Raw genomic sequence first — 16630 nt, forward strand, 5'->3', positions numbered from 1 at the left:
TACGCAATTAGTGTATGATATATTTGTATATATTTTAATATTAAAAAGTGAGGGGAACTTATGGAACATCAACTTACAATTATCATTCCATTTTATAATGCTGCTGAATACATAGATAGTTGTATATCGTCAGTCATCAATCAAACAAACCAAAAGTTCGAGTTATTAATTATAAATGATAAAACAACAGATGGTTCTGATAACACTCTTAAACAATTACTTTCACGATATGGTAGAGACTTTACATGGTTGGATTTAGATAAAAATAGCGGCCATGCTCACGCAAGGAATATCGCGTTAAGTTATGTTGAAACACCTTATGTAATGTTTCTAGATGCAGATGATACACTTGCACCATATGCCATAGATGTATATTTACAGTATTTAGGAAAATATGATGCTTTGATTGCACCTATTTCTCCATTTACAGTAAATGTGCCTAATCAATTTGAATCATCATCATTAAACGTTGTAAAAGAATCAATTGCAAATAATCCAACGGCACTTATTGATCAAAAATCGGTGAGTAATATTGTTTTCAAAACAAATATAATAAAACAATACAACATAAAATTTAGCACTTCTCAACACATATATAGTGATTTTGCTTTTCTAATTTCGTATTCACAATTAATACAAAATTATATTAGCTTATCTGGAGTTTCTTTTTATTATTGTGGGGAAGTTTATAACCCTTTTAATTCGACGCAAATACGTGAACAAGAGTTCAACAGAAAATTTAAAGACTATATTTCATCTTTTTGCCATGCACTTGATGTTACTAAAAAACCTGTTATACGTAGATATTTATTGAATATGATGCTCGATACAATTTATCATTCATTTGATCCAAGTCATCCAGATATTAAAGAACGCTACTATCATCATCACAAATCTATATCTCAAATATTACCTTTATTAAAGCCTGTTATACTCAAAAAAAAGAACTTATTATTTCAACTAGAAATGTTGATGTTAAAATATCATTTTGTACCAGCAGCATGGATGATCAACAAACTACGATATCGTAGCCGATTACTAAAAAACATTGTATTAAATAAACCAACAAAACACGCTTCATACTATATGCTGTATAACTCCAAGAGAGCAGTTAAAAACAACACTATCGTATTTGAATCCTTTGGTGGGAAAAGTTATAGTGATAACCCTAAGTGTATTTACGAATATATGAAATTACGATATCCACAGTATAAGTACTATTGGGTCGCCCAAAATTCAGAGACGTTTAAATCACCAAATAACCTAAACATAGTAGTAAAGAACAGTAGAGCATACTACAACCTTTATAAAAAAGCGCATGTTTGGGTACTAAATTCTCGTTTACCACTGCATATGCAGAAAAAAGAGAATCAGCTTTATATTCAAACATGGCACGGAACACCATTAAAACGCCTAGCAAACGATATGCATAAAGTACGCATTCCCAATACTACAACAGCACTATATAAAAAGAATTTTTACAGAGCAACACGTCGATGGGATTATCTCATTTCACCAAATAAATATTCTACGGAGATTTTTCGTTCTGCATTTTGGATGGATACTGATCGAATATTAGAAGTTGGGTACCCTCGTAATGATCTGCTCGTAAATCATCAAGACGACAAAATATTACAACAAGACATCCGACAGTCTCTAAAAATACCTGATGGTAAAAAAGTTATACTTTATGCCCCAACATGGCGTGATGATGATTATTTTTATGTCGGCAGCTACAAGTTTGAACTAACTTTAGACCTATCTAAACTTCAAAAATCATTAGGGGATAATTATGTTATATTATTACGCATGCATTATTTCATCGCTAATCGGCTTGACTTATCAGGTCTAGAAGGATTTGCAATTGATGTATCTGGTCACCCAGATATTTCTGAGTTATTTTTAATCAGTGACGCACTTATTACAGATTATTCATCAGTGATGTTTGACTACGGCATCTTAAAACGTCCACAATTCTTCTTTGCATATGATATTGATAAATATAACCAAGAACTTCGTGGGTTTTACATGAATTACCATAAAGATTTACCAGGTCCTATTTATCAAACGACTGATGAATTATTGACAGGATTACAAAATATGTCTGAAGTAGCAATAAACTATCGAGAGCAGATAGAATCATTTCATCAGCGCTTCTGTTCTTTTGAAACAGGTACCGCTTCAAAATTTATAGGGGACTTTATACATCAACATATAGAGTCTCGTAAATAAGTAAAAGATGAGAAGTTCTATGCACATATTTCGTGTATAAAACCTCTCATCTTTATTTTTAAGAGTTGATATCTTATTCCCTTATTCTACTTCTCCAACAACTGTAAAACGTGTATTGATAAATTGACCTTGCTCAGCTTCATCTACAATCGCAATCGCATAGTCTGCATAACTAATATAGCTGTCCCCTTTTGCGTTAACGATCACGTTGTCTTTGCCTAATTGATACGTACCTGTACGTTTTCCTTCATAGTCAAAGTCAGCTGCCGGACTTAAAAATGTCCATGTCATGTCTGTTGTTTTTTCTAAAATCTCTAAGTTACGCAATGAACCGATTGCTGTCGGTTTGAATATTTCTGGGAACTCAGGTGTCTCAAGTAAACGTGTTGTTTTGTCTTCATCTACAAATAAGCTTCCCGCTCCTCCTACAACAATGACTCTTACCTCCGTGCCTTTCGCAGCTTCAATTAATACATTCCCGGCATCTACATGAATTTGTTCTTCACCCAATGGCGCACCAAATGCATTGATAACCACATCAAAATCTTTAAGGTCACTTTGCGTTAAATCAAAGATGTCTTTCTCAATCACTGCAACGTTATCGTTCGTCACTTTTGCTTTATTACGTACAATCGCTGTGACTTCATGCCCTCTGTCTACTGCTTCTTTTGTAATCAACTGACCTAATTTCCCACTTGCTCCAATAATACCTAATTTCATATTAATAGTCTCCTCACTTTTACCTGTAACTATTTTAATTACTTGTAATTATTATAGTTACAGGTGTTCTTGTTGTCAATAATTCTGATGATTTGTTCTTAAGGTCATTTACGTTATACTGTACTTGTAACTAAAATCATTACATGTCCAAAATAGAAGGAGTTCATCATGTCTATTAGTAGTCGTTTTTCTATCGGAATTCATATTTTAACGCTAATCGAAACAACTAAAGATGAAGTCGTCTCATCTGAATATATTGCCGGAAGTGTCAATACGAATCCAGCAATGATACGCAAAATTATGGGGATGTTGAAAAAGTCCGAACTGATTGATGTGCGTCCGGGTGTTGCTGGCGCACGATTGGCTAAGGAATTGACGGCAATCACGTTGTTAGATGTATACAAGGCGGTCAGTGCAGTTAAAGATGATGCGTTATTCAATATACATGACAACCCTAATCCAAATTGTGATGTCGGTCGAAATATTCAAGCAACCATCGAACCTATCTTTCACTTAGCACAAAATGCGTTAGAACAAGTGCTTGAGAACGTCACAATTGATGCGATTGTCAAAGATGTCCAAGCACGTGAAAAGCAGTTAAATTAAACACTAAAAAACCACCTCTTTTCATATAACAGAAAGGGGTGGCTTCATTTTAGGATTGCACTTTATTTTTTTCTGCGAGTGCATCTAAAAATGCTTTCGCTTGTTGGTTCACTTCTTTAAAGTCTATGCCTTGTTGTTGTGCTGCAAATACACAACCACAGTAACATTGACGGAAGATATTGTAGTCATTGCACATCGTGATTGAACGCTCATACCCTTTGTTCTTTTTAAAGTCACTCGGTAAGTAATTCACATCATAAAGTTGTTGTACATCGAGTCCGATTTCATTGATTAGCTGTGCGTTTTTCTTCGGAGATAATGTAATGGCACTACCGAAGTAATCATACCCTAATTCAACTGCTGCTTCTGCCACCATCTCAAGACGCATGCCAAAACATGCTGAACAACGTTCTCCGCCTTCAGGGGCATCTGTAAGGCCTCGTGTTTTTGCCATTTTCATAAATTCATGCGGCTTATAAGGTGCTTCAATATACTTTACATTTGCGCCTGTACGTTCATTAAAGTCTTTCACAAACTGTTCTTGTACACGTGCACGACGCAAATATTCATTTTTTGGATGAATATTTGGATTGGCAAAATATATTGCTACATCTGCATGTTCTGTTAAAAATTCCAATGTATATGTACTGCATGGCGCACAACAACTATGCAACAAAATGCTTGGGCGTTCTTCATTGCGCGTCCAGTTTACAATCATTTTACGCAAAACTTTGTCATAGTTAATCTTTTGATTCTTCATTTTCTCTAATATTGTATCTGCTTGAATCATTGTATCCCTACCTATTAACGAAATAATATTAAAATACGACGCCCCCCAACTTGAGTGGTAGGAGACGCCTTGTACAGGTGACACATGCACACTTATGTGATTATGCTGGGTCGTCACTTAGCGGCACCAAATTGCGTATAAATCGCAATTGCTCGTTTAATGTCCGCTAAATTCAATTGACCGAGACGAGAGCCTTCACGAAACCACGCTAATATCTCATCGGAATTATGAAGCTCCTTAGGGAATTCAGAATCTAGATGAATGCATCTCGCCAAATCACCTAATGGGGTATCATCACCAATGTAAATTTGCATATATTCATAAAAGCTCAAGTTAAACTTCACCTCATTCACGAGCTATTGAATATTATATCACAATCGTAATCTTTAACTCGTTATTTTTTTGAGTTATTCACACTGACTACACTTGTATTTAGCTGATAAAACGCTATACTATGGTTAAACCATACTAGCAAGAGGTGCTCAATATGCAAAAATTAGTCAACATCCTTGTCATCCTGCTCATTTTGATTGGCATGGTTTTTTTCGGAGCAAAAGCAATCACTGATAATGATACGGAACCGAAAAAAGAACAGACGCAATCGAAACAAAAAGAAGAAAAAAAGGAAAAGCCTAACAAGGATAAAGAAAAGAAAGAAAAACCTAAACAGACGAAAAAAGAGCAGACAGCCGAAGAAGAAATACCGGTATATGATGCTGACGTACCGCAAGAAGACACTTACACAACAGAATCATATGACACACCTACTGAAGATGTAACAGATCCATCTGCACAATCCGGACAAAGTGTTCAACAGCCAGATACATCATATGCGCAACCTGTTGAACAAGCACCTGCTTACACAGCACCACAATATCGTGCATCCGCTCAACCGCAGCCATCACAAAATACTAATGATGACACACAAGATGCACCACAAACGGATGCATCATCTGATGTATCGACACAACCTAGTGATGATCAAAGTGATACAACTGAGCAATAACATAACAAACCCTATTGGACGTGGCACTGCACCCTTAATATGGGACTCACATAAAAACACTTGAATTAGGCTGCTAATTTTCTGTATTGCACAGGGGATAAGTAGCCTAATTTTTGTTGAATTCGATTATTATTATAGTTTTCAATGTACTTTTCGACAATATCCTTTACAATGAAATTAGAGTTATTTAACTCATTGTTAAGATAAAATGTTTCACACTTTAGCGAGGAATGGAAACATTCTATCGGGGCGTTATCAGCAGGTGTACCTTTGCGAGACATACTTCTGATAATGCCCTTTTCTTCGCATAATTGGTAGTAAGCATGCGATGTATAGACGCTTCCTTGATCGCTATGAAGTAGACATCCTTCTGGAATATCAATTTGGTTTAAGGTGTCATTTACCAAACTTTGATCTTGTGTATCGCTAATCTTATAAGCCACAATTTCACCGTTATATAAATCGATGATTGAAGATAAATACAACATTGAATTACCAAAGGGAAGATACGTAATATCAGTAGTCAGTACTTGTAGAGGTTGATTTGCTCTAAAGTTACCATTCAGTTTATTGCTTGTAAGATAATATGCCTTCCCTCGACGTTTAGATTTCTTAATTCTAACTCTACAATTCAAATTATTTTCTCTCATAATTCTTTGTACACGTTTATGGTTTATCGGTTGTTTAGAGGCCTGATTCATCAGAGCAGTTATCTTGCGATAGCCGTACGTGTAATGATTATCTTCACATAATTCCTTAACCTTTTTAACTGTTGTATCTTCCGTTTTCTTCTTATTTTTCCAACGGTAGTAATTTGATTTAGGGACATTCAACACTTCCAAAATCAGCTTCACAGGATGCCTGTGCTTTAACTCATCCACTAATTCTATCACTACTTCAGGTACCACTTCCTTTCCAATTCCTTGTACTTTTTTAAAATATCTATTTCGGCTTGATTTCTTCTATTCTTTAACTTTAATTGTTCCAGTTCAGAAAGTTCCACTAATCCTTTATTATAGGAGTATTGTTTGCCTACTTGTTGACTAAATCGATATGTTTCACCCTTTCTATACCATCTCCACCATGTTTTTACCTGTGTGCTATTTCTAATATTTAATTCACACATAATTTCTTTAGTTGTATAACCTTCTGCTTTCATCTTCACTGCTTTAAACTTTGTTTCAACTGAATACGCCACTCTGCGCATAGAAAAAACACCTCCGTAAATTCATTTTAACTGAATTCAACGAAAGTGTTTTTATAAAGTTCCCACTATATGGGGTCAGCTCAACGTCGATCCAATAGGGTTTTTATAATACTATTCAAAAAGATTACTTTTCTCTGCTCTTTCAGCCAGTTTATGTACCACCGGATTTAAATATGGCTTGCCGATGATACCGATTAAGAAGAAGACAATACCAAAGACTGTCAGCATCGTCAATTTATGCATGAGTATTTCTGGCACAGGTCCACCTACCGCTTCTCTCAGTGCATCAATACTGTAAGAGAATGGGAGGAATGGATGTATCTTTTGGAAAAATTCAGGTGTCACTTCGATTGGGAACGTCCCACCGCCCCCTGCAATTTGTAATACTAAAATAACGATCGCTAAAGCTTTACCTGGATTTCCTAATACAGATACAAGTGTATAAACAATCGTTGTGAAAATCATCGCCGAATAAACACTCACTGCGATGAAGAGTGATACAGATTCGACAGATGCTTTAAGTATCACAATATCACCTACCGAAACGATAAAGGCCTGAATCATATTCATCATCAGGAAGAGTCCCATTTTGCCGAGATATGTTTCACGAATCGTTAAATATGGTTTTAGTTCTTCATGCTTGTTATGTACGGTTAATAAACTCACGAGTAACAGTGTTCCAACCCATATTGCAAGGGCTGTGTAGAACGGTGTACTCGCAGAACCGTAATCTTTGACTGGGAAGACATTGTGCTGATCAATTTCGATTGGATGCGCAATGACACCCGCTTGTTTCTTCAAGTCGTTGCGTAATAAACTGATCAAGTCTTCTAGTGTATTTTCTTCATCCAACTCTTTAAAAACTTTCTCTGCCTTAATCAGATCTTGTTCCACCGCTGGTAAATCATTTCGTGCAAAGTCTGCCAAGTTAGACAATATACGTTTTGCTTTTGGTTGATTACGATCTAACAATGCATTCAACGTATCATATTTCTCGAAAGCTTCTGGTAGCTTTGTGTTCACTGTATCTGTTGCTTTCGCAATGTTAGCTTCTAGTTCTGGTAAGTCATTTCTTATAAAATCAGATGCACGTGCAACACTTTGTTTAAATTCAGGGAAATAGGCCTGTGCAATAGACATCGCTTTATTGTATTTTGCTTCAACAGTCGGCAATACGTCACGCAACTTCGTCAGTCTTTCATTCGCATCAGATAAGATGACTTGTCCTTTGCGCACAATATCTTTCGTTGTTTGTAATTTTTCTTGGACCGTATCTATCGTCGCCGCACCTTGTTCAAGTGAACTGTCTACACGTTTTGATACGTCTAACAACGCTTGCGTGATATCGTTTTTAATTGTCGTATTTGCATCTGCCAAACGTTGTCGCAATGCATCCAGTGCATCAATGACATCTTGCGCTTCTGCCTTACCTGTATTTCCAGAAGTAATCGCATCTTGTAAGTCATTCAAACGCTTCGTCATTGCCTTAATCTCTTGTTGTGTATTTTTCAACTTCTCCTGTTCATTGCTTAAATCAATACCTTCCGACTGTTCAATCTCTGTTAACCAATCACGATAATCACGCAACGTCTTGCTCGCATGATTCATACGTGCAATCAAGTGTGCTAACGGTTGCTCAAATGTATCAGGTCGATTACTTCCTAAAATACCATAGCTTATATTTTTCGCCGCATCAAGATCTTGTTGTGTCGCTTCTAGTTGTGAAGCAATGGTGTCATTGACGCCATTCAACGCAAGCTCATAGTCACTCCCCATTTGCTGCGCTTCATCTGCAGTTATCACTTGACCGTCAGGTAACGGTGTGACATCTTGCTCTGCTTGTGTACTCGTCTGAAGTGTATGATAATGTGTCCCTTTGGCACTTTGTTGTGCCGTTTCGACACGACCTGTATCATTCGTTTCACTATTTTCTGCTGGTTGCGCTTCAGCACCTGAACTATTTTCGTTTGATGATGGCGCTGATGAAGATGGCTGACTGCCTTCTTGTTGATTAGTATTTGGTTGAGGTGCTGTTGGATTCGTTTGTCTTTCTGGTTGTGTAGGTGTCTGGTTATTAGAACCATTTCTCTGTGGCGCACCCTGGTTTGCTTGTCCTTGATGACCGGTAAAGCTGTCTCCGAAGTTTTGTAGGTTGCCACTTCCTGATGGTATATTCCCTTGCGTCCCCTGTTCTTGGCGTTGTGTCAAGTTGTCCGCAAAGTCACGATTAATTTCTCTTGCTTGATCAATACCCTTTTCATAAACATTGATTCTTTGCTCTATCGTCGGTAACAATTGACTCGCTGTATCCAATGTTTTCATGCCTTTTTCCGTACCGGTAATCGCTGTGTCGACACCTTGATTGATCTGTGGGAAATGATCTGGCACACCACTTGCAACTTGTAAAACACGCTCGATTTCCGGCATATATTCATTGACTTTTAATATCAACTTGGCACGCTCGTTAATCGCAGGAATACTCGCATTCAATTGGTTGAGTTTCTCCGCAGCCGTCATTGCTTCATCTTTATAACTACCTAAATGGCGGAACTGATCGGCATATTGATCAATCTTACCTTGATTTTCATCAATATATATAATAGCTTTTCGGAACTTTTCAATCTTAGGTAAGGCTTGATATGCGGTATCGACACCGTCCCGAATTTTTTCATACGTTGGCACTTGTTCTTCGAGTTTTATACCTAGTCGATTCGCTTCGTCTAACAACACTTTCGTGACGACCTTATCAAAGCTTTCATTTGCCTTTTTAACAATTTCACTCGTTCCTGCATCTGTCATCTTAGGTGCGATCGCATTCAGCTTTTGATTCACTTTATAAGTGACCTTTGCTTGTTGCGGATCTTTCCTTAATGTACCTGTAATCTGATGGGAGAATTGCTTAGGAATATACAGCGCAGCATAATACTTCCCTTTGTATAATCCTTTATCTGCTTCTTCTCGATTGACGAACTGCCAATCAAAATGATCATCTTTATGCAAAGTCTCTTCTATTTTATTTCCTACATTGATTTTCTCGTTGCGTACCATATCCCCTTCATCTTCATTGACGACCGCAATCTTAATATTGCCTGTGTTAGAATATGGATCCCATGTTGCTTCAAGGTTAAACCATGCATAAAATGAAGGTAAAATAGCAAGTCCTGCTAACAATATCAATGCACCCGGTGCTTTCCCAATTCCTTTTAAGTCCGTTAAAAACAACTTGAATGCTTGTTTCATCTTCTGACACCTCTATTCAACATTCATCTTATCATCTATTCTAAAAATACGTCTCTTTTTATAGTAATTTTTAGTTGACACTTATCAACTAACTAGGTAACCTTACATAGTATACAATTTCACATCGCATTTGTACACTCAGACCATTTTTTATATGATGCGAAGTAGTTCAATTTAGGAGGCAGTTATATATGAAAGGCAAAGTATTGTGCACCGCTCTATTATCGACAGCACTTGTTGCAACTCCTACAACAAGTGGTCTTGCAGAAGCTGTCACGCAAAAGGCACAAACAGCACTTGAACAAGATGAGACACAACGTTTAGATGACACAACCACAGACTCTCCTTTAGATATGCTACCGGATGACGACAATAACGATACGTCACATGAAAAAGAGGATCAAGATGCTAAAACCCATAAACGAGAAAAATCATCTGTAACACAAGACGACAACACGACGGATTCGTCACTCATGATGGATGCTTTTGATCAATGGCTCTATCAAACAGCATTAGGGCGTCCAAGTCCATCTGCGAATGACACCGATTACCCAGATATACAAAATGAATCACCGCAAAATGTTGACGTAGACACAGAACATGCACCATCAATAGGTGTTTCACCTGCACCGACAGAAGGACTTTCTACGGATGAACGTGACTTTTTCGATAATCTTAGTGCCATATTGAATGAAGAAACGCCATTTGACGATATTGTCTCAGAAGACGACGACATGACAGACGACATACAAACAGAAGATGAACCGACTGAAACAGACCCCGTCGACGATGAGACAAACACAACGCAAGATGAACCGACTGAAACAAACTCCGTCGATGATGAGACAGACACAACGCAAGATGACATTGATGAAACACTCGAAACGCCTGCTGATGATGAAGGGGAAGAAACAACTGATGACAACACGCAATCAGATGATTCGGATGACATAACAAACGAAGGTGCCGAATCTGACGATGAGAATGATATAACAGACGCGCCGACTGATGATACGAATACTGTAACTCAGGAAGGCGAGACGTCTAAGAAGGACGATGTCATAATCGAAGCTTTGTTAGATCAATATAGTGACAAAGCTGAGAAAACGCAGGCAAAACAGCAAAAGACACAAAGTGAGAAACAGAATGTGCAAAATCCACAAATTCCGTCGAAAGATGCTTACACTGGTTCACGTCAACAAGCACCTGCTCAAACATTCGATGATTTACCGAAGCATTCACCAGCAAGACAAACAACTTGGTTCCAAGAGTATGCACCGGCGAAACATGGAGCGGATACAGGCGCAATTTCGGATATTCGTGTAGCACCGAATCAGTCGACACGTGAATTTATTAATGATATTGCTGAAGATGCACATCGCATCGGTCAAGAACAAGATTTGTATGCTTCTATTATGATTGCACAAGCTATCTTAGAATCAGATTCTGGGCGTAGCGCCTTAGCACAGTCACCGAATCATAATTTGTTTGGGATTAAAGGCACTTATCACGGACAAAAAGCAGGTTTTAACACACTGGAGTCAAATGGGCGCAACATGTATCAAATTCAAGCAGACTTTCGTAAATATCCGAATAAAAAAGCTTCTCTTGAAGACTATGCGCATTTGATAAAAGGTGGCATCGATGGAAACCCAACGATATATAAAGGTGTCTGGAAAAGTGAAAGCAGTAGCTATCGTACAGCCGTGACAGAACTTGTCGGAACTTATGCAACAGATCCAAACTATGATACAAAGCTAAAACAACTGATTCAAACTTACGACTTAACACGCTTTGATCAGAAAAAAATGCCGAGACTGTTAGAATCTAATATTGTATCAACTGGCAAAGATGTTAGTGGCAGTGGTTTCAAAACTTTCCACACATCAGGTCACTCTCCATACCCACAAGGACAATGTACATGGTACGTTTACCATCGCATGGCACAATTCGGCAAACCAATTGCGGGGAACATGGGGAACGCTGGGGAATGGACAAACGCTGCACATACAAAAGGATACAAAGTGACAAAACAACCAACAAAACAGAGTACTGTTGTTTTCCGTCCTGGTCAGCTAGGCGCAAACAATTATTACGGACACGTTGCTTTTGTAGAACAAGTACATGATGATGGTTCAATTGTCATTTCAGAATCTAACGTAAAAGGGCTTGGTGTGATTTCATACCGCACAATTGATGCAACAAGTGCACAATCTTTAGACTACATCGTACGCTAAAAATCATATCTCTATTGCATAATAAAGGGTTGGAAGTCATTACTTCCAACCCTTCATCGATGTAAAAAACATCATTTTCTTCTGCTACACTTGTAGGCGCATATTCATCACCTACTACTCGCTGCTCTGATTCTTCTCAATCGCTAGCCACGTATTGAAAGCTTGTTTCTCACAAAACTTTCAATGACAACACCTTGTTTGGCATATGGTTTGCTCAATGTGGCTGATACACTTCGACACAGTATCCTTTAGACTGACACGATGGGCACGTTAAGTAACGGGTCGATGGTGTATGTGAAGCAAATATAAAATTTTTCATACTAGGACTAAAAACATGTTGGCATGTCGGACACATATATTGAACTTGATGATAATAGGTATGTGTTAAATAACCAGCAATACCGATACTCACACCTATTCCTAAGGCAGGATATAACAAGTGGTTGGTTTTAATACCTGTCCATATGCCTGACCACAAGCATAATGTACCCACACTTCCGAATGCGATCATTTTCATTCTTAATGGTTTGAGATTTTTGTTTTTCATAAGCATTTGATCCATCTCTTGTAAATGATTGACCGGTGATTGAGACGTTTCATGAATCATGTTTTGCATCGCTCGAATCTGTTTTTGTTGCATTTTTTGTTTCTGGATATTTTCTTCTAACATTTTATTTTTTTGATCCAAAATTAAACGAACTGTATCAAGTGTTCCTTCTGATGCAAATAATGTTTTAATCTCTTTCAACTGCATGCCAAGGGCTTTCATAATTTGTATGAGCTTTAACTTTTCAACTTCTGTATCTGTATAAACACGGTAATCGTTTTTGTTAACAGATGCGGGCGATAGGACACCTTTTTCATCATAATAATGTAAAGTCCGTGTTGAAATATCAAACATGCGTGCCAATTCACCGATTGAATAATTCGCCATGGATCTTCACCTCCTACCTTCGTTATAGTCTATGACGTCGCGTGAAGGTCAAGAATTTCACGTATGATTTTTAAAAATTTCTCACGTTCATCAATAAATGGTGCATGCGCGCTCTCTTCAAAATAGTAATAGCGTTTATCTTGTGATCCGATATTGTCAAAAAGCGCGCGACTATCTACGTCGGTTGTTTGTAAATCGTGCTCCCCTTGTATTAAATAAAATGGGATTTTTATTTCCCGGGCAATTGTTATTAAATTCGTCTCGACCATCTCTGTCGTCAATTGTTCAAACGATGATAAACTGCCTCTGACAATGTTCATACGTTCTTGCAATGTGTAATAAGGTGTCGACATCATCGCACGGAACATCTTTAATGCTGAATAACCTTTTCGTGAAAAGCCACTCTTATACCGTTCTGTATAACGCATCCGAATTTTGTCATAATATTTATCTTTGTTAAAGTAACGACTAAGATTGACCTTTTGAAGTGCTTGAATGGCACGTGTATCCTCTTCAAGCTGTGCGTACCGACGCAGTCTTTCTAAAATCACACGCTCGTTACGATACACGTCTCCAAGTTGGCCAACACCGATATAAGCCGTAATCCAAGATGGACGTCTATGTGCCAACATCGCCCCGATAATCGTTCCAAAAGAGTGGCACATTAAAAACACTTGTTCCTTGTGGTAGTGATAACATAAATATTGAATCAACCATTCTGCATCTTGAATGACTTCTTCCATTTTGACTGGTTGTTTCGTATAAGACATCCCAGTACCTCGTTGATCCCAAAAAACAACCGTAAACCAGTGTGTCAAATCAATATGATGTGCACGAAAGAACGGATACAGCGGAAAACCCGGCCCACCGTGTATGACAAATAGAATTGGATTCGCAAAATCACGTGTTTCGATAATAATCCCTTGTTTCACACCATTAATTGTCAAATACTGTTTTAAGATACGCTTGCCATCCTGCTCAGAATATCGCTTCATATCATCACCCCATTCACTTCTATTATAAGGCAAATGACGACCTAATCGGAATGGAAAATGTTGATGTGACGCATCTGATTGTCTCAAGATGATACTATACAAACATTTCACTTAAACAACACTAGTGCTTTCACTATGATTATGCTAGATTAGTAATATCAAATGATGAAAGTAGGTCTCAGTAAATTATGACGACAGCTTTACCAAATTGCCCAAGTTGTGGCTCTGAATATACATACGAAGATGGTGCTTTATACGTATGTCCAATGTGTGCACACGAATGGACAGCTGAATCTGTTGCTGAAGCAGAAGAAGCTGCGATTGTACGTGATGCGAATGGTAATATCCTACAAGACGGCGATACTGTTACAGTTATTCGTGACTTGAAAGTCAAAGGAAGTTCAAATGCAATTAAGCAAGGTACAAAAGTGAAAAACATCAAACTCGTCGACCCAGAAGATGGTCATGACATCGATTGTAAAATTCCTGGTTTTGGTCAAATTGGTCTAAAATCAGAAGTTGTGAAAAAAATAAACTAATATGCGAAAAGCCATTGGTAGTCAGTCCATACTGACTGTCCCAATGGCTTTTTGTGTGCTTTTAAAATTCTGTATTCACTGCTTGAATCACTGCATCCATATCATTTCCTGTTGAAATCGATACTGCTGCGATAAAACTACCTTCGACAATTGGTGCCGTTATCTTTTCAACACGGTGACTGCCTGCATACATCTCAAGCGCCATATCCAAGTTCATTTCAGATGAACCGATATCAAAGAAGCAAACAGCATCGTCTTCTAAGCTTTCAATAGTCGTAAAGATTGTATCAAATGAAGTCCCAATACCACCGTCATGTCCACCTATGGCAACGACTGATACACCCGGTGCCATCTGTTCAAGGAGATCTTTTGTACCTTGTGCGATTTTTTCACTATGACTCACGAGTACAATTTGTGTCATCTTATTCATCTCCAATCAATGCATTTAAGATGTAGACACTACTTTGGGCACCTGGATCCATATGACCAATAGAATCGGACTTAAAGTATGCGGCACGTCCTTTTGTTGCTTCTAATGCTTTCGTATCTTCCGCATAACCTTGTAGCGTTTCTAATGTCACAGTGTCACCATTTTGAACAGCTTCACGTGCGCGGTCTATCACATCAAACATCGTCTTTTCGCCACGTATCACTTTTCCACGTTGCGCTACTGCTTCAGCAAACGCATTAATTAATACACCTAACTGTTCACGATCAATCTCTTCTTCTGCCACTTGAGACATCTTCACAAAACTAAATCCATACAACGGTCCTGATGCACCACCAACATTCGACATCAGTGTCATACCAGTAGATTTTAATAAGTTCGCCATTGAACTATCGTCCAACTTATCTGGCAATGCTTCAAAACCACGCAACATATTGACACCGTGGTCTCCGTCACCAATAGCACGATCCAAGTCCGTCAATGTTTCTTCTTCCGTTTTAAATGTTTCTCTTAATGCCAATAATCGTTCTTTTAATGTTGCTGTATTCATCATCATCTCTCCTTAGTTGAAATAACGACTGTCTGTCGCTGCTTTAAGTGCTGTTAGCAAGCTGTCATCATGTGGTGCAAGCGTAATTGAGAAGCCTTGCATATCCAACGCTGTCATATAGTCACCAACCAACCAATGCGTCACTTTCTTACCTTGTGCCGTCAATTGTTCTGATACATACTTCGCCATAATTTGTAATTCAGATAGCGGTGTACCGCCCATACCATTCAGCATAACAATCACTTCTGTTGCTTCAACTTCAGCAACCAAACGTGTCACTAAACGTTTTGCAATGTCTTCTGCACTTTCAACTGTCGTACGCGTAATACCACGCTCACCATGAATACCGATACCAATTTCCATCTCATCAGCTTCGATATCAAAGCCATATTTACCTGTTGTTGGTACAAGCGGTGGTGTCAATGCCATACCAATAGAGCGAATACCAGTTAATAATGTTTCTACTTTTTCTTTCAAATCAGTTAATGATACGCCTTGTTCAGATAGGTATCCTGCGTATTTATGTACGAGTACCGTACCTGCCACACCACGGCGTTTATCAATGTCTTCAATCGCAATATCATCCGCTACAACAACCATTTCCACAGCGATATCTTCCATTTGTGCCATCTCTTGTGCCATTTCAAAGTTCATTACATCTCCGGCGTAGTTCTTCACAATTAATAACACACCATCACCATTATCAACCGCCTTGATCGCTGCTAAGACTTTGTCAGGCGTTGGTGATGTGAATACTTCACCACATACTGCCGCATCTAGCATCCCTTGTGCGACATATCCCGCATGCGCAGGTTCATGACCGCTGCCACCACCCGATACAAGTGCCACACCTTTTTGTTTTTTCTCAGCACGAACGACAACTGTGTCCTCAATCACATCTACATCAGGGTTCGTCAATTTCATACCCTCAAGCATGTCCTTCAAAAAATATGTTTTATCTTGAATTAACTTTTTCATATACATCACCCTTTCTCTTTATCATTTTTAGTATAACGCTTTCAATCAAATTTGAATAATATTTCACAAGGCGTTGTATTTTTAATGCTTCAGCAATTCAAAAAAAGGGAGTAGGACAGGAATCTTTTTTGCTATAAAAGATTTCGTC

General features: G+C 38.2%; 15 protein-coding genes. 5 read left to right on the forward strand and 10 right to left on the reverse strand.

What is annotated here, in order from left to right:
- Positions 1-60: 60 nt before the first annotated feature.
- Entirely contained in the window at positions 61-2232 is a 2172-nt protein-coding gene (locus MUA51_RS10040; RefSeq protein WP_262559704.1) for a bifunctional glycosyltransferase/CDP-glycerol:glycerophosphate glycerophosphotransferase, read from the forward strand.
- Positions 2233-2313: 81 nt separating this feature from the next.
- Here MUA51_RS10040 and MUA51_RS10045 read toward each other — a convergent pair whose 3' ends face one another.
- Positions 2314-2952: an NAD(P)-dependent oxidoreductase gene (locus MUA51_RS10045; RefSeq protein ID WP_262559706.1), complete on the reverse strand. Its 639-nt coding sequence runs from the start codon at positions 2950-2952 to the stop codon at positions 2314-2316.
- A 168-nt stretch (positions 2953-3120) separates the two neighbouring features.
- Between MUA51_RS10045 and MUA51_RS10050 the strand changes: the two genes are divergently transcribed.
- Positions 3121-3558 (forward strand): Rrf2 family transcriptional regulator, encoded by a 438-nt coding sequence (locus tag MUA51_RS10050; protein WP_262559708.1) that lies wholly within the window; start codon positions 3121-3123, stop codon positions 3556-3558.
- A gap of 49 nt (positions 3559-3607) precedes the next feature.
- On the opposite strand, the gene MUA51_RS10055 is transcribed toward MUA51_RS10050, so the two are convergent.
- Positions 3608-4348: an epoxyqueuosine reductase QueH gene (locus MUA51_RS10055; RefSeq protein WP_262559709.1), complete on the reverse strand. Its 741-nt coding sequence runs from the start codon at positions 4346-4348 to the stop codon at positions 3608-3610.
- 113 nt (positions 4349-4461) lie between these two features.
- Entirely contained in the window at positions 4462-4701 is a 240-nt protein-coding gene (locus tag MUA51_RS10060) for a YozE family protein (protein WP_346657950.1), read from the reverse strand.
- A 134-nt stretch (positions 4702-4835) separates the two neighbouring features.
- Between MUA51_RS10060 and MUA51_RS10065 the strand changes: the two genes are divergently transcribed.
- Positions 4836-5354, forward strand: a complete 519-nt coding sequence (locus MUA51_RS10065; protein WP_262559713.1) for a hypothetical protein — start codon at positions 4836-4838, stop codon at positions 5352-5354.
- Between the two features lie 65 nt (positions 5355-5419).
- Here MUA51_RS10065 and MUA51_RS10070 read toward each other — a convergent pair.
- Both MUA51_RS10070 and MUA51_RS10075 read right to left on the reverse strand, forming a co-directional pair.
- Positions 5420-6561 (reverse strand): IS3 family transposase gene (locus MUA51_RS10070; RefSeq protein ID WP_262559450.1). Its coding sequence is split into 2 segments (ribosomal slippage): positions 5420-6291 and positions 6291-6561, totalling 1143 coding nucleotides; the frame shifts between segments, so codons are not numbered across the junction.
- Positions 6562-6672: 111 nt separating this feature from the next.
- Positions 6673-9801, reverse strand: coding sequence for a YhgE/Pip domain-containing protein (locus tag MUA51_RS10075; RefSeq protein WP_262559715.1), 3129 nt, complete (start codon positions 9799-9801; stop codon positions 6673-6675).
- A 191-nt stretch (positions 9802-9992) separates the two neighbouring features.
- Between MUA51_RS10075 and MUA51_RS10080 the strand changes: the two genes are divergently transcribed.
- Positions 9993-12038, forward strand: a complete 2046-nt coding sequence (locus MUA51_RS10080) for a glucosaminidase domain-containing protein (RefSeq protein WP_262559716.1) — start codon at positions 9993-9995, stop codon at positions 12036-12038.
- Positions 12039-12252: 214 nt separating this feature from the next.
- Here MUA51_RS10080 and MUA51_RS10085 read toward each other — a convergent pair whose 3' ends face one another.
- Positions 12253-12972: a MerR family transcriptional regulator gene (locus tag MUA51_RS10085; protein ID WP_262559717.1), complete on the reverse strand. Its 720-nt coding sequence runs from the start codon at positions 12970-12972 to the stop codon at positions 12253-12255.
- A gap of 29 nt (positions 12973-13001) precedes the next feature.
- Positions 13002-14069 carry an alpha/beta fold hydrolase gene (locus tag MUA51_RS10090; RefSeq protein WP_262559718.1) on the reverse strand — a complete coding sequence of 356 codons (1068 nt, stop codon included), beginning with the start codon at positions 14067-14069 and terminating at the stop codon, positions 13002-13004.
- Between the two features lie 86 nt (positions 14070-14155).
- On the opposite strand from MUA51_RS10090, the gene MUA51_RS10095 reads away from it, so the two are divergent.
- On the forward strand, positions 14156-14506 hold the full coding sequence (locus MUA51_RS10095) for a zinc ribbon domain-containing protein YjdM (RefSeq protein ID WP_262559719.1): 351 nt from the start codon (positions 14156-14158) through the stop codon (positions 14504-14506).
- Positions 14507-14567: 61 nt separating this feature from the next.
- On the opposite strand, the gene dhaM is transcribed toward MUA51_RS10095, so the two are convergent.
- Genes dhaM through dhaK form a run of 3 tightly spaced genes read right to left on the reverse strand, consistent with a single transcriptional unit; the run spans position 14568 to position 16482 of the window.
- Positions 14568-14927, reverse strand: a complete 360-nt coding sequence (gene dhaM, locus MUA51_RS10100; RefSeq protein ID WP_262559720.1) for a dihydroxyacetone kinase phosphoryl donor subunit DhaM — start codon at positions 14925-14927, stop codon at positions 14568-14570.
- A gap of 1 nt (position 14928) precedes the next feature.
- The gene (dhaL, locus tag MUA51_RS10105) at positions 14929-15504 is read right to left on the reverse strand and encodes a dihydroxyacetone kinase subunit DhaL (RefSeq protein WP_262559721.1); all 576 of its coding nucleotides are present in this window, start codon (positions 15502-15504) and stop codon (positions 14929-14931) included.
- A gap of 12 nt (positions 15505-15516) precedes the next feature.
- Positions 15517-16482: a dihydroxyacetone kinase subunit DhaK gene (gene dhaK / locus MUA51_RS10110; RefSeq protein WP_262559722.1), complete on the reverse strand. Its 966-nt coding sequence runs from the start codon at positions 16480-16482 to the stop codon at positions 15517-15519.
- Positions 16483-16630: the final 148 nt, after the last annotated feature.

It is taken from the genome of Staphylococcus sp. IVB6214 (genome assembly GCF_025558585.1).
Classification (GTDB): domain Bacteria; phylum Bacillota; class Bacilli; order Staphylococcales; family Staphylococcaceae; genus Staphylococcus.

Coding starts and splice junctions, on each gene's coding strand:
- MUA51_RS10040 (WP_262559704.1), top strand. CDS start 61: ATGGAACATCAACTTACAATTATCATTCCATTTTATAATGCTGCTGAA.
- MUA51_RS10045 (WP_262559706.1), bottom strand. CDS start 2,952: ATGAAATTAGGTATTATTGGAGCAAGTGGGAAATTAGGTCAGTTGATT.
- MUA51_RS10050 (WP_262559708.1), top strand. CDS start 3,121: ATGTCTATTAGTAGTCGTTTTTCTATCGGAATTCATATTTTAACGCTA.
- MUA51_RS10055 (WP_262559709.1), bottom strand. CDS start 4,348: ATGATTCAAGCAGATACAATATTAGAGAAAATGAAGAATCAAAAGATT.
- MUA51_RS10065 (WP_262559713.1), top strand. CDS start 4,836: ATGCAAAAATTAGTCAACATCCTTGTCATCCTGCTCATTTTGATTGGC.
- MUA51_RS10075 (WP_262559715.1), bottom strand. CDS start 9,801: ATGAAACAAGCATTCAAGTTGTTTTTAACGGACTTAAAAGGAATTGGG.
- MUA51_RS10080 (WP_262559716.1), top strand. CDS start 9,993: ATGAAAGGCAAAGTATTGTGCACCGCTCTATTATCGACAGCACTTGTT.
- MUA51_RS10085 (WP_262559717.1), bottom strand. CDS start 12,972: ATGGCGAATTATTCAATCGGTGAATTGGCACGCATGTTTGATATTTCA.
- MUA51_RS10095 (WP_262559719.1), top strand. CDS start 14,156: ATGACGACAGCTTTACCAAATTGCCCAAGTTGTGGCTCTGAATATACA.
- dhaM (WP_262559720.1), bottom strand. CDS start 14,927: ATGACACAAATTGTACTCGTGAGTCATAGTGAAAAAATCGCACAAGGT.
- dhaL (WP_262559721.1), bottom strand. CDS start 15,504: ATGAATACAGCAACATTAAAAGAACGATTATTGGCATTAAGAGAAACA.
- dhaK (WP_262559722.1), bottom strand. CDS start 16,482: ATGAAAAAGTTAATTCAAGATAAAACATATTTTTTGAAGGACATGCTT.